The 13454-nt window shown below is 66.5% G+C and carries 9 protein-coding genes; 3 read left to right on the forward strand and 6 right to left on the reverse strand.

The features are described from left to right. Positions 1–50 precede the first annotated feature (50 nt). The 3 genes from CIK77_RS14820 to CIK77_RS14830 all read left to right on the forward strand — a co-directional run bounded on the left by CIK77_RS14820 (position 51) and on the right by CIK77_RS14830 (position 2326). The gene (locus tag CIK77_RS14820) at positions 51–410 is read left to right on the forward strand and encodes a hypothetical protein (protein ID WP_087054958.1); all 360 of its coding nucleotides are present in this window, start codon (positions 51–53) and stop codon (positions 408–410) included. A gap of 37 nt (positions 411–447) precedes the next feature. Beyond that, positions 448–972: a hypothetical protein gene (locus tag CIK77_RS14825; protein WP_087054957.1), complete on the forward strand. Its 525-nt coding sequence runs from the start codon at positions 448–450 to the stop codon at positions 970–972. A 217-nt stretch (positions 973–1189) separates the two neighbouring features. After that, positions 1190–2326 carry an IS30 family transposase gene (locus tag CIK77_RS14830; RefSeq protein WP_087054967.1) on the forward strand — a complete coding sequence of 379 codons (1137 nt, stop codon included), beginning with the start codon at positions 1190–1192 and terminating at the stop codon, positions 2324–2326. 5 nt (positions 2327–2331) lie between these two features. Here the strand turns inward: CIK77_RS14830 and CIK77_RS14835 are convergent, their stop codons facing one another. The 6 genes from CIK77_RS14835 to CIK77_RS14860 all read right to left on the reverse strand — a co-directional run bounded on the left by CIK77_RS14835 (position 2332) and on the right by CIK77_RS14860 (position 13352). Next, on the reverse strand, positions 2332–2652 hold the full coding sequence (locus CIK77_RS14835; protein WP_087054955.1) for a hypothetical protein: 321 nt from the start codon (positions 2650–2652) through the stop codon (positions 2332–2334). Between the two features lie 314 nt (positions 2653–2966). Further along, on the reverse strand, positions 2967–8546 hold the full coding sequence (locus CIK77_RS14840) for a GH92 family glycosyl hydrolase (RefSeq protein WP_087054954.1): 5580 nt from the start codon (positions 8544–8546) through the stop codon (positions 2967–2969). A 337-nt stretch (positions 8547–8883) separates the two neighbouring features. Further along, entirely contained in the window at positions 8884–9909 is a 1026-nt protein-coding gene (gene ccsB, locus CIK77_RS14845; RefSeq protein WP_087054953.1) for a c-type cytochrome biogenesis protein CcsB, read from the reverse strand. A gap of 123 nt (positions 9910–10032) precedes the next feature. Continuing rightward, positions 10033–11916, reverse strand: a complete 1884-nt coding sequence (gene resB / locus CIK77_RS14850) for a cytochrome c biogenesis protein ResB (protein WP_249268596.1) — start codon at positions 11914–11916, stop codon at positions 10033–10035. Between the two features lie 22 nt (positions 11917–11938). Beyond that, positions 11939–12724, reverse strand: a complete 786-nt coding sequence (locus CIK77_RS14855) for a cytochrome c biogenesis CcdA family protein (RefSeq protein WP_087054952.1) — start codon at positions 12722–12724, stop codon at positions 11939–11941. A 28-nt stretch (positions 12725–12752) separates the two neighbouring features. Continuing rightward, positions 12753–13352 (reverse strand): TlpA family protein disulfide reductase, encoded by a 600-nt coding sequence (locus CIK77_RS14860; protein WP_087054951.1) that lies wholly within the window; start codon positions 13350–13352, stop codon positions 12753–12755. Positions 13353–13454: the final 102 nt, after the last annotated feature.

Here is a 13454-nt window from a genome sequence, read left to right on the forward strand (position 1 = left end):
GTCAGTCCGCAAGCTAGTACTTGCGGACCTACAGAGATTGAGACGAAACCATGACAGACGTAACCCACACGCGGAAGCTACGAAAGATCAGCAAGATAGGCGTCGCCGCGATTCTGATCCCGGGGCTCGCGGCGTGCATCCTACTTGCGATTTCCGCCTCAATCGCTTCTTCCGTCGAAGGTCACTTCGACTACATGAGTGAAGGCCCCGGCGCAGTCAACGTCCTCGACCAGGTATCACTGCTGTTCTCCATCGCCAGCGGTCTTCTCATCGCCACCATCCCAGGGATCGCGCTCCTCGCATCCGCTCACGAACGTCCACGAATTAAATTCGTCTTCGTTCTGGTCGTCACTGTCCTGGTGGCCGCGTTCGCCACCTACTTCGTCAGCTGGATGCTGTCCAGGCCGTGACAGCGACCGCCGCACTCTCACATCACTTAGGAACAAAATGAAGATCAAGCCCGTAATCGGCTTTCTGGCCGTGGCTGCCGCGATCATCGTGGCCACCCCCTTGACCGCACTGGCACCGGCCGTGGACAACTCCCACCTGACCGAAGCAGAAGTAGCACTCCTCGATTCAGACACGCCTATCCGAGTCACCATCGACGACGAGACTGGCCTGCCCACCAGCGTCCAGGTGCTTCCCGACTCGCTCGCGGCCGCACTCGAAGAATCCGAGAGCTCCAACCCCTCGGCGCGAACCGCGTACCCCAACTGCTCTAACGTCCGCGGATGCTGGTACGGAGTTGCTCTACCTTCAGGCCCACCCTCCGCGAGCGTCGGCTTTTCTCACGGCATCACCGCGGGCACCTGGAATAATCGTGGCAACTTCTGGGTCACTTCTGGAGCCAAAGCGAAGCTCTGCTGGGGCAGCTCCTCTCAGTGCACCGACCGCCATTACGGACCCAGCGTTCTCATCGAACTCGGCGGAAACGTCGTCGGTACAAAAGTAGACATCGTTCTCGTCGCGTGACCTGAGCTCAAACCTGCTGTTTCTCGGGCCCCAGCCGATCTCGGCTGGGGCCCCGTGCGTGAACCTGAACGCGCGTCAAGCAAACCCGTCCTCAGTGGTGATGGCTGTTGAAACCTTCGAGACAACATCCTGCTGCCGATAACGATGGCGGTCTCAACCGGTCAACGCACCACCCAGTGGTGGAAGCATGCGGATAGATCGGCGAGGAGGCCCGGGCATGGTGTTGAGTCTCGAACAGCAGGACGCGGTATGGGAACGATGGCGCGCGGGCGAGCCGGTCCGGGTTATCGCCCGGGCTGTGTGCTGCAACCGTGAGGCGGTGCGTCGGCTCCTGGCAGTGACCGGCGGGATCCGCCCGGCAGCGCGTTCACGGGCACCGCTGAGACTGTCGCTCACTGAACGAGAGGAAATCTCCCGCGGACTCGCGGCCGGTGATTCCGCGCGCGCTATCGCGACTCGCCTGCGCCGGTCTGCTTCCTCGGTCTCGCGGGAGATCGCCCGTAACGGTGGACCTACGCAGTACCGGGCTGCGGCAGCCGATCGACGAGCGTGGGAGAACGCGAGGCGTCCGAAGCCGTGCAAGCTGGAAACGCACGATGACCTGCGGAGCATCGTGCAGGAGAAGCTGATGGCGGATTGGTCGCCGCAGCAGATCGCGGCATGGCTCCGACTGACTCCGGCTTCAGCACAGGGAGTACGGATCTCGCACGAGGCTATCTACCGGACCCTCTACATCAGCTCGCGCCTGTCGCTCCCCTCGACGCTGAAGACGCATCTGCGGTCGGGGCGCGGCATGCGCACCTCGAGGAAAGCGCGTCGTACCGGGCACGGGCGGGGCCGGCTGCGGAACATGGTCTCTATCCATGATCGACCAGAGCAGATCGAGACCCGGACCGAGGTAGGGCATTGGGAAGGGGACCTCGTCATGGGGCGACGCCCCAGCGCCGTGGCAACCCTCGTGGAACGCACCACCAGGATCGTTCGCCTCGTCAAGCTCGATGGCATCAAGGGCCCAGACGTCCGCGCCGCGCTCGTCCAGAACCTCCGCGGCATGCCGAAATCACTGTTGAGGTCGATCACTTGGGATCGAGGTCGAGAGATGTCAGAGCACGAACAACTCGCCCACGACCTCGGCATCCACGTCTACTTCTGCGATCCTCGCTCACCGTGGCAACGAGGCTCGAACGAGAACACCAACCGGCTCCTACGCCAGTACCTGGCGAAGAACGCCGACCTGTACCGCTTCACTCAAGACGAACTCGATCAGATCGCGAACAAGATCAACACACGTCCACGCCAGGTCCTTGACTGGCTGAGCAGCCGCGAACGACTTCGTGCTTGCAGGCTCGCCTAAACGGCTCAGTAGAGCGGCTCGAGAGTGTCATCTTCGAGGTCAGGCAGCATCTCGTGATCGTCGTAGGTCATGTAGTCAACGGAGTGCAGGTAACCGTCGACGACCCATAGATCGAGCTGGCCAAGCCCTTCTCCGGCGCGCGAGACATCCAAGGTAGAGAACGGTCCGCCACCGTGCCTGATCCGGGCTGCCTTCGGCAACTTGGGAACCGAGATAAGGAAGCAGTCGCACTCGTCGAGCTGGTACCCACCCCACGACGCGACGCGGAGCTGCTCGCGAGCCAGTTCACGGTACGGGTGATCCCCGCTGCACAGAAGATCCAGCACCGTCTTCTCCTTCGCGGAGAAAGCACTCCCAACTGCGCGACCACGACTCATGTTCATCCCTCGAGGATACGGGGGCGGCATCGCTGGGTCTCGCTACCGCAGACATGGCACCTACGGCACGAAGACCTGACAGAGTAGGCGGGTGGTGCGTTTACCGGTTGAGACCGCCATCGTTTCCGGCAGACGCACCGAGCTCACCGGCCGATCGGACCCAGTGAGCGATAGGTGCGCGTGCAGCGATGGCGCACTGAGCGCCTGACGCACGTCGCCCCCTGGTCCGCGGTTGCGGGCCAGGGGGCGACGTGTGTGTCGTGTCAGGCGCGCGTCACGCGGCGGCCGAGCAGGATGCCCGCTCCGGTGAGCAGGGCGAGGATTCCGAGGACTCCCCACGCTGCCGAGACCGTCCCGCCGGTTGCCGGCAGCTCGTCGGTGCCGTCCGAAGCGTCGGTGCCGCCGTCGGTGCCACCGTCGGTCGCGTCACCGTCGGTCCCGGTGTCGTCGCTGTCGGTAGCGTCACCGTCGGTGCTGCCGCCGTCGGTGCCGTCACCGTCAGTCCCACCGTCGGTTCCGTCGCCGTCACCGTCACCCCCGCCGTCGTCGGGGTCGCTCGGATCCTCGGCGGCTTCGACCGTCACAGCCGTCTCGGCCGTCGCGGTCGTGCCGTACTCATCCGTGACGGAGTAGACCAGGGCGTAGTCGCCCGCCGCCGGCGCGACGAGTCGGGCCGGCCCGGTCTGCTGAGTCGACGTCATCTCGACCTCGATGCGATCCGTGATGTCGTCGCCGTTCGCGTCGATCGCCGAGACGCCCTCGAGTTCGTCGAACTGCTCACCCTCGACGACCGTCCTCGCATCCGGAACGCCCATGAACGTCGGCTCGACCGCGGTCACCGTGACGGCGCGCTCGGCCCGCGTCTCGTTGCCCGACTCGTCGACTGCCGAGTACGTGATGGCGTACTCGCCAGGCACCCGTGTGTCGACCTCACCGGTCACCTCGATCGCGTCCGTGACGTCGCCGTCGACCTCGTCGACCGCGCTCACGCCGGTCAGCACGTCGAACGGCTGGCCCTGCGGTGTCTGCGTCGCATCCACGCCCGAGAGCACCGGGCCGGTCTCATCGTCGACCGTGCGGGTCAGCGTCACCTCGTCGACGACCGTTCGATCCATCGTCTTGTACGTGGTGAGCGTGACCTCGTCCGGCGAGACATCGACATCCGTGTACTGCGGCTCGTTCGACTGGAACTTCACCGCAGCCTCGGGCGAGTCCTCGTCGATGCCGTAGAACTTGCTGCCCGTCGACGAGTTGCCCGTGACGTAGAGCACCTGCCCTTCCTCCGCTGCGAGGGTCACGCCCGACTCCTCCTGCGCTTCGAGATCGCCGGCCGGCGAGGTGCCCTCCATCAGATAGCTGCGCGTGTAGCTGTGGTCATGGCCTGCGAGCACCAGGTCGACCCCCAGCTCGCTGAACGCGGGCGACAGAGCCTCACGACGCTCGATCACGTCCTGCTCGAGCGAGTGGAACGCCGCCGAGTACAGCGAGTGGTGCATGACCGCGACGATCCAGTCGGCGTTGTCGCCCTGCTCCTCCACGACCTCCCGCATGAAGGCGATGTGGTCCTCCTCGTTCTCGCTGCGCGCGTTCGTGTTGATGTTCAGGTAGAGCACGCCGTTGTAGATGTGCCAGTAGTCGCCGCCCGCGCGCTCTTCGGCGTCTTCGTAGCCGTGCGTCTCCGACTGGTTCGGCGTGAAGAAGTGCGAGTTGTACTGGTCGGACTGATTGTCGTGGTTGCCGATCGTGGACGCGAAGGGCAGCTGCGTCAGCAGTTCCGGCTCCAGCAGCACGCGGTACTCGTCCTCCGACCGGTGCGAGTTGACCTGGTCGCCCCCGCTGACGATCATCGACGCGTCCTTCTCGTGCGTGTCGATCTGATCCAGCGCGGCCGCCCAGCGCTCACCGTCGGCTTCCCAGCTCCCGGATGCGCCGATCTGCGAGTCGGCCAGGAAGACGAAGCTGTGCGTGCTGTCGTACGTGCCCGTCCAGAGCTCGTACGAGCGCGACCACCCGGAATCGTCGCTGCCGACGCGGTACATGTAGCTCGTGTCCTCGTCGAGGGCGTCCAGCACGGCACGGTTCGAGAACCGGCCGTCGCGCGTCGCCTCCGTTGCGGCGTCGATGACGCGGGCCCCCGCGACGGGGAACTCCGCCCCGGTGCGCGCATCCACCGGCGCGATCTGCACCTGGGTGTCGACATCGCGGTCGGTGTAGAAGGTGAGGTTGCGCTGCGTCTGGTCGGCGCCGGGGCTCAGCACGACGTCGGAGATCGCCGCTGGCGCGTCCTTCGCCACCACGATGAGCGAGAGCAGCTGCATGTAGATGTCGGAGCTGCCGGCGTTGGTGTTGTGCACCTGGACCGCGATCTCGTTGGTCCCTGCCTGAAGGTGCTCCGCCGGCACGCTGAACGCATCGGTGCTCGGGGCCGACTCGTTGTCGCCCGCATAGACCATGTTGCCCTCACCGTCGTCGATGCGTGCGTCGCGGAATCCGCCGACCATCTCACCGTTGACGTACACGCGGGCCCCGTCGTCGTAGGCGAGCTCGCCGTTCAGCTGTGTGATCAGTTCGAGGTCGTCGTCCGACAGCTCGAACGAGCTGCGGAAGAACATCGCCTCGACGTTGTCCCCGTCCTCCTTGTACTGCGACACCAGGGTCTCCGGAGTGAATCCTCCGCCGAGGTCGGCGATCTCTCCGCGCTTCGCGCCGAAGCTGGTCGTTCCGGTCTTCCACGCAGAATCGTCGAAGTCGGCCGCGGTCCATGCTGTCTTGTCGTCGAGGCCAGCAGCCGGGTCCTCCTCCGCGTCATGGAAGCGCCATGCGGCATCCGCGTCCATGACGGCCGTGCCGTCGATGTCGACGGGCTCGGGCGTCGTCGGCTCGGTGGGGTCGATCGGGTCCGGCCTGGTCGGCAGCTCCGGCTCCGTCGGCTCGTCATCATCGGCGATCGGCTGCAGCGCGACGTCGAAGACGTGCATGATGCCGCGGGAGACCTCTGTCGGCAGGGTGACGCTGCGCACCTTCTTGCTCTCGTCGAGCGGCACGACGGCCGTGCCGTACAGCGTCGGCGCCGCGGTGTCGTGGCCGCCGTCGAGTTTGTTGCGCTTCGTGAGATCGATCATCCGGATGTTGCCCGGCTCGATGCTGCCGGACGTCCAGTCGGTGAAGCGGACGTCGACGTCCTGAGTCGAGCCGTCGGCGTACGTCACCGACGCCGTGCCGCGGGAGGGCCCGTTCGTTGCGAGGCCGAGGAAGGACACTCCGGATGCCTCGATGTCGCCGAACTCGAGGACCTGGCCGCTGGGGATCCAGTGGTCGACCTCGCCTGCGGCCGTGTCCGGCCAGGTGAAGCTGACCCCGGTCTCCCCCATCGGCAGCTGGGTGCCGCCGGTGACGCCCGCGTCCTCGAGGTCCTGACGCGACAGGCCGATGCCTCCCGCGTCGAGGCCGCCCATGTTGACGGCTCCGTCGTCGGTGATCCCGACCGAGTTGGGGCTGTCGGTTCCTGCCGGATACGACGGCGGCACGTCGTCCGCGTCGGTGCCCCACGATCCGGGTTCTGCGCTCATCGTGAAATCGAGCGTGCCGCCGGAGCGGACGAACTCGGGCGAGAGCCACGATGCGGTCTGCGGGGTTCCGTTCACCGAGAGTGCGGTGGTGTACTTGCGGTCCTCGCCGGCGCCCGGTGCGTCGATGGTGATCGTGCGCTCGGCGCCGATGGGCGAGATCTCGATGTGCTCGAACATGGGTGCGGACACGACGAGATCGGCCGTGCCCCAGATGGCCGGCATGATGCCGAGGTTCGCCCACACATACCAGGCGCTCATCGAGCCGAGGTCATCGTTGCCGTACAGACCGTCGGGGTCGGTGTGGAACAGTTCGTCGGCAGCGCGATAGAGGGTGTCGGTCGTCTTGTGCGGGGCCTGCAGCCAGTTGTAGACCCACGGCAGGCCGAAGCTGGGCTGGTTGGCGAGGTAGGCGGTGTCGCTGAAGGCGCCGCCGTCGAGGTCGACGAGCAGCGCGTCGAGGTCGGCGGTGGCCGCCTCGGTTCCGCCGCGGGCTTCGATCAGCGCCGCCATGTTGTGCGACACGTTGAAGCCGTACTGCAGCCCGGTGGACTGCTCGAACTGCGCCCCCTGCGTGGTGAGCGAGGTGTTCAGGAAGCCGTTGCGGTTGCGGGCGTCGATGTGCTCGCGAGCGTAGTTGAAGACGTTCTTCCAGTTCTGCGAACGCGTCGAGAACGTCTCGTACGCCGCATCGTCGCCGAGGCGCTGCGCCAGCTGCGCGATGGCGAAGTCGTTGGTCGCGTACTCCAGGGTGCGCGAGGTCGCCGCGCCCTGCCTGTCGCCGTCGACCCAGCCGTGGATGCCGTACATCACACCGTCGGAACGGGCGGAGTCCGTCATCGGCAGAGTCTGCGTCTCGACCATCGTGGCCAGCGCGGTCTCGCGGTCGTAGTCGGTGGCACCGAAGTCGTCGGTCGCCGCGACGATGTTCTGCAGCGAATCGCCGCTCATCTTCGTCTGCACCTGGTTGTAGCTCGGCCAGCTGGTCCACTGCCCCGACTGCTCGACCATGTCGACGATCGACTGGTTTATGTCGCTGGCGCGATCCGGGTACACCATCGCCACGAGCTGCGACTGCCCGCGGTAGGTGTCCCAGCCGGAGAAGTTCACATAGAAGTCGCGGCCTTCCTCGACTGTGTGGCTCTCGCCGTCATAGCCGATGTAGGTTCCGTCGACGTCCTGGAACGTGTTCGGGTGCAGCAGCGCGTGGTACAGCGCGGTGTAGAAGGTGATGCGATCGTCGTCACTGCCGCCGGTCGCATCGATCGTGGTGAGTGCTTCCTGCCATGTCGACGCCGCGTCGGAGCGCACCTCGTCGAAGGTGAGGTCGGCGGTCTCCGCCTCTGCGTTCGCCCTGGCACCGTCGACCGAGACGTAGCTGAGACCGATCTTCGCCGTCACGTCGGCACCGTCGGCGAAGCTCACCCAGGCGCCCGCTCCGTGCTTCGAAGCGGCATCGGCCGAGGTTCCGCCCGACTCCAGCCCATCCGGCGTCCAGACGCCGTAGGACTCGACGGGCTGATCGAACGTAGCGGAGAAGTGCGCGGTGTACTGCCCGCCGCCGTTGCAGACGATGTTCGCGCTGACCGTTCCGCTCAGTTCTCCTGTGTCGGGGTCGAAGGCGATATCGGATGCGTGGACTTCGTTGTTGGATCCCCCGGCTTCGAAGAGCAGGGTTGCGTCGGCGTCGAACGAGTAGCGGCTCACTGCCGTGCGGGTCGTGCTCGTCAGCTCGGCTTCGACGCCGGAGTCGAGCGCGACGGAATAGTAGCCGGGCTCTGCGGTCTCGTCGTCGTGTGCGAACGGCAGGAAGTACTCGGAGATGTCGGTCGCCGGATTGCTGGGAAGCGAGTCGTCGGCGAGCTCGCCCGAGAACGGGATGACGGGGAAGTCGAAGCCGCCGAAGTTCGAGCGGCAGCCGGTTCCCGACAGGCGCGTCATGCCGAAGCCGCGGATCTCGTCCGCCTCGTACTTGTAGCCGCCGAACTGCTCGCCGTTGTCCGACTGGTAGGTCGTCGGGCTCGACTGCACCATGCCGAACGGCACGGTCGCCCCTGGGAAGGTGTTGCCGTAGTGATCGTTGCCACGAGAGTTGTTGCTCTCATCCATCCCGGTTCCGATGAACTGGTCGACGGCATCGAAGGCCGACAGCGACGAGTCCTCTGCGGCGATCGCAGCGGGGGCGGTGGTGACGACGGATGCGGCGGCGAGCGCGCCGATCACACCGGCGGCCACAGCGATGCGGCCGCGGCGCCGCACGGGTTCAGGGGAAGGCATAGGGAAGTCTCCGAGGGGTCGGGGCGAAACGGGCGTCAGGGCAGACGACTGCCAGAACCTCGAACCTAGGGACCCCACACGACCTTCATGAGAACACCCGGTGAACGGAGTGTGACAGCGCTGTCACAAATTACCATGCCAGAATCTCACCCACGATGGAACCCCCGCTTCCCTCGAATCGGCACCTTCAGCATCCGTGATGCGGCACCCGCAGCATCCGGACATCCGGAACCGCGCACGAGGACTAGGAGGTCACGCAGAAGCCAGGACTGCTCCACCCGCGGGCATCAGAGAAGACGCGGATCTTCCTGAATTCCGCGGGTGAGCGCACGCGTTTCTACAATCCCGAGTAGGCGTGGAGTCCGTCGAAGTACATGTTCACGATCGTGAAGTTGAAGATCACGGCGACGAAGCCCACGATCGCGAGCCAGGCGGAGCGGGTGCCGCGCCAGCCGCGGGTCGCGCGAGCATGGATGTAGCCGGCGTAGAGCACCCAGATGATGAAGGTCCACACTTCCTTCACGTCGAAGCCCCAGTAGCGGCCCCACGCGTCCTGCGCCCAGATCGCTCCGGCGATGAGAGTGAATGTCCACAGGATGAAGCCGATGATCGCAAGGCGGTACGCGAGTCCCTCGAGCGCTTCGGCCGACGGCAGCGTGCGCAGGAAGCTGCGCTTGGGTCCGCCGCCGTTCTCCGCCGCGACGACCGCCAGCCGTTCGCGGCGGGCCTGCAGCAGCTGCATCACACTGAGGCCGAAGGCGAGTGCGAGGAACGCTGTGCTGAGCGACGCCACGAACACGTGGATGACGAGCCACACCGACTTCAGCGGGTCCATCAGAGGCACGATCGCCACGTAGAAGGTCGACGATGCCCCGAGCAGGACGACCACGAGCCCCGTCATGAACGTGCCGAGGAAGCGCAGGTCCTTCCAGAACTGCACGCCGAGGTACACCGCCATGATCAGGAGGGTGCCCGTCATGGCGAACTCCCACATGTTCGCCCACGGCACCCGCTCGGCGGCGATGCCGCGCAGCAGCGTCCCGCCGAGGTGCATGAGGAAGCCCAGCACGGTGAGGGCTGTTCCGATGCGGCTGAACACTCGGCGCGGGGCCTTCGCCGCACCGATGGGAGCCGCGCTCGAGTCGGCCGCGCGCGAGTCGACGCCGACGGGAGACGCCGAGGCGGCGTTCAGCGCGCCCACCTTCTCGCGCTGACGCGACTCTGCCGCGTCGTGCTGCTCGATCGATTCCTGCGATCGCCTCGAGAGGTCGACCGCATAGACGATGAACGCGAGCGTGTAGATCGCGATCGCGGTCCACACGAGAATCACGGAGTATGTGTCGAGGGAGACGACGTCGGGCATGTGCAGAAGCCTACGCTTCGGCACCTGCGTCCTGGCAGGGAGGAATGCCACCTGCTCGGCTGGACGGGCGAGACGTCGACGATCGACACGGCCGCCTGCCCCCAGCCGTCACGGGCGAAAAGCTCAGGTTTCCCGTGTTTCCGACGCCGGTCGCGGAGGAGTCGCCGAAGCGCTCGTCCCATCCGCGGCGCCCGCTCCATCGAATGCCGCAGGGCCGCCTGCATCGTGCGTGTCATCCGGCTCTTCCGGCTCGACCACCGCATCCGGATCCTCCGGTGCGACGCCGAGACCGGCGAGGTGCTTCTCCGCCAGTTGATCGACTGCGGCGGCGAGCGTCGGGTCCTCGCCGCGGGCGAGGCCGGCGTACTCCAGTTCGACGCCGGATTCCGTCTCGACGGCCTTGACCCACATCCGCCGCCGCGGCACGAACAGCGCGACGAGCAGCCCGAGCACTGCAAGCATCGCGAAGACGAGCACCCACACAGCTGAGGAGTCATGATGCACCTGCAGCGATGCGAACCTCTTGACCGACTCGGTCGAACCCTGCGCGGAGTCAGCACCTTCCGGTGTCTCATCCTCGAACGTGATGGAGCCCATACCGTCAGGCAGCTCGGCCGATTCTCCCGGCGCGAGCTCAATCGATTCCACGCCGGTGTCGCCGCCGGTGAGCTGGTCCATCCCGGTCGGATCGAGCGCGTACACGTTGCGCGGCGTGCCGTCGTCGATGCCGAGATCGCCTGCGTACACGTCGAGAGTGAGCAGCGGGTTGACCAGGTCACCGTACTGCGAGGCGTATGCGCCCGTCTCCAGCTCTGCGACGGTGGGATAGAAGAAGCCCACGAGGCCCAGCTGCTCCGGCAGGCCGTCTGCGACCTTCACCACTCCCTGCGACGTCATCTGCGCATCGCCCGACGGGAGGAAGGCCACGGAATCGTGGTAGATGATCTCGTCGTCGGCGTCGCGGATCGTGATCGTGGGGGCGTAGCCGTTGCCCAGCAGATAGATGCTGTCGCCGCCGATCGTCAGCGGGCTGTTCACCTTCACGACCCCGGATGTCTCGTCCCCGCCTGGGCGCCGGATCGTGACGTTGGCCGCGAAGTCGCCCGCCTGGCTCATCGCGTTGCTGCCGGGAGGCTGGTAGGTGACGTCGAACCTGTCGAGCGTCATGGCGTACGGCTCGAGCGCGTCCTCCGCGACGGCCTGTCCTCGGTTCATCGACGAGTAGTCGAGCAGCGTGTTGACGAAGGTCGTGCCCTCGACGACGACGCGCTGTCCCGTGTATTTGTACGCTCCGCCGACGCCGACGGCGACGAGCACACCGACAAGGGCCGCGTGGAAGAGCAGGTTGCCTGTCTCGCGCAGGTAGCCTCGCTCGGCCGATACGCTCCTGGTCGCGGGGCGCCTGCCGCGGGCCGGGGAGTCGTAGCGCTCGATGCGGTAGCCGGCGCCGCGCAGCTGCTTCGCCGCTGCGTCGATCGCTTCGTCGGCGTCGACATCGACCGTCTCCGAGCGGAAGTCGGCCAGCCTGCCGAGCCGCGCCGGTGTGCGCGGTGGGCGCGAGCGCAGTGCCTTCAGGTGGTGCTTCGTGCGCGGCAGGATGCAGCCGATCAGAGACACGAACAGCAGAATGTAGATCGCCGAGAACCACGGAGAGTGATACACGTCGAACATCGAGATGTCGTCGAGGAACCCGAAGATGTCCGGATGGTCGCTCTGGTACTGCGTGACGCCGTTCGGATCGGCTGAGCGCTGCGGGAACAGCGAACCGGGCACGGCCGCGACCGCGAGCAGGAGCAGCAGCACCAGCGCCGTGCGCATGCTGGTGAGCTGGCGCCACGCCCAGCGCGCCCAGCCGACGACGCCCAGTGCGGGAGACACGGCTCCGGATGCCGCAGAGGCACCGGATGCCGATGGCTCGGCAGATTCGAAATGGTCGCTGGGGCGACGGGGGTCGGACGAGTCCGGGTTCATCTTCGACTCGTCAGGGGCATCCGCGTTCCGGCGCATCCCGTCGGTCTGCTCCGGGTCGTCAGAGGATGGTCGGGACACTGGCGAACACCCCCTGCAGGTGGAGCATGAGCATGGTCCACACGCCGCTGACCATCAGTACGCCGAGCGCGACGAGGAGCGCGCCGCCGATGATGTTGATCGCTCGCACGTGGCGGCGGAGGAAGCCGACAGATCGCGACGCCCACCCGAAGCCGAGGGCGAGCAGCACGAACGGAATGCCGAGGCCGAGCGAGTAGACCAGGCCGAGCAGCCCGGCACGCAGGCCGTCTTCGGTGTTGTAGGCGACAGCGAAGATCGCCGCGAGCGTCGGACCGATGCAGGGGGCCCAGCCGAGGCCGAGCGCGATGCCGAGCAGCGGGGCACCGACGAGGCCGATGTTGCCCTTGATCTGCGGCCGTGCGATCCGCTGTGCGAAGCCGAACAGACCGAGGAACACCAGTCCGAGTGCGATCACGACGACGCCGAGGATGCGCGTGACGAGGTCGCCGTACTGCAGGTTGAACTGGCTCATGGCACCGCCGGCCACTCCGCCGAGCACGATCACCGTGACGAACACGAGCGTGAAGCCGGCGATGAACAGCAGCACCCCGCCGACCAACCGACCCCGTGATGGGGCATCGGTGGCACCGTCGCTGGGCAGCACCGAGACCTGGTTCTTCGGCGCGACGGTGCCGGCGATGAAGCCGAGGTAGCCGGGGACGAGCGGCAGGATGCACGGCGAGAGGAACGACAGCACTCCGGCCAGCAGCGCGACGGGCAGCGCCAGCCACAGCGCGCCGTCGAAGACGAGTGCTCCCGCGTCCATCAGGCGGCCTCCGATCCGGATCGGTGCATTACGACCGCTCTTCGAGGGCGTCGCCGACGAGGGTCGAGAGCACGCTCGGACCGTTCAGCTGGCCGATGATGCGCGCGGCGATGCGGCCCTCCCGGTCGAGGACCAGCGTCGTGGGGGTCGCCTGGATCGGCGTCTCGGCTGCGAAGGCGAGCTTCACCGCGCCGGTGTTCACGTCGATGATGCTCGGGTAGCTGACGTCGTTGTCGCGCGCGAAGCTCGCGGCCGTCGCCGCCTGGTTGTAGGTGTTGACGCCGACGAACTGCACGTCTTCGTCCTGGTAGTCCTGCCAGACCTGTTCGAGATCCGGTGCCTCCGCGATGCACGGCCCGCACTCGGCGTACCAGAAGTTGACGACAGTGACGTCTCCGGCGGTATCCGCACTGGAAAGCTCATCGCCGTGCTCGGTCTCGCCCTCCCACTCGACCCGCTCACCGCGCTGGTCGCTCGGGATCTCCTCGACGCGGAAGTCGCTGGCGATGTACCCCTTGTTCTCGCCGCTGAGGTACTGATCGGCGACCGGGTCCGAGGAGCACCCGGCGAGTACGGTGCCGGCGACGAGCACAGCCGCGACGGCGGCAATCCGGGGGCGACGAGTCACGCCGCCATCCTACGAGTGCAGGTTCGGTGCGACCTGGGTGCCCGGTGAGTCCGCTCGTCGATGCACAGCGCTCATCCGGACCGGCGAGGATGCTGCGCGCCC

This window comes from Microbacterium sp. JB110, assembly GCF_003335195.1.
GTDB lineage: Bacteria > Actinomycetota > Actinomycetes > Actinomycetales > Microbacteriaceae > Microbacterium.

What these genes read in the sequence shown, in the direction of transcription:
- CIK77_RS14825 (WP_087054957.1), top strand. Translation starts at nt 448, where the DNA reads ATGAAGATCAAGCCCGTAATCGGCTTTCTGGCCGTGGCTGCCGCGATC.
- resB (WP_249268596.1), bottom strand. Translation starts at nt 11,916, where the DNA reads ATGCGCCGGAACGCGGATGCCCCTGACGAGTCGAAGATGAACCCGGAC.
- CIK77_RS14820 (WP_087054958.1), top strand. Translation starts at nt 51, where the DNA reads ATGACAGACGTAACCCACACGCGGAAGCTACGAAAGATCAGCAAGATA.
- CIK77_RS14840 (WP_087054954.1), bottom strand. Translation starts at nt 8,546, where the DNA reads ATGCCTTCCCCTGAACCCGTGCGGCGCCGCGGCCGCATCGCTGTGGCC.
- ccsB (WP_087054953.1), bottom strand. Translation starts at nt 9,909, where the DNA reads ATGCCCGACGTCGTCTCCCTCGACACATACTCCGTGATTCTCGTGTGG.
- CIK77_RS14855 (WP_087054952.1), bottom strand. Translation starts at nt 12,724, where the DNA reads ATGGACGCGGGAGCACTCGTCTTCGACGGCGCGCTGTGGCTGGCGCTG.
- CIK77_RS14830 (WP_087054967.1), top strand. Translation starts at nt 1,190, where the DNA reads ATGGTGTTGAGTCTCGAACAGCAGGACGCGGTATGGGAACGATGGCGC.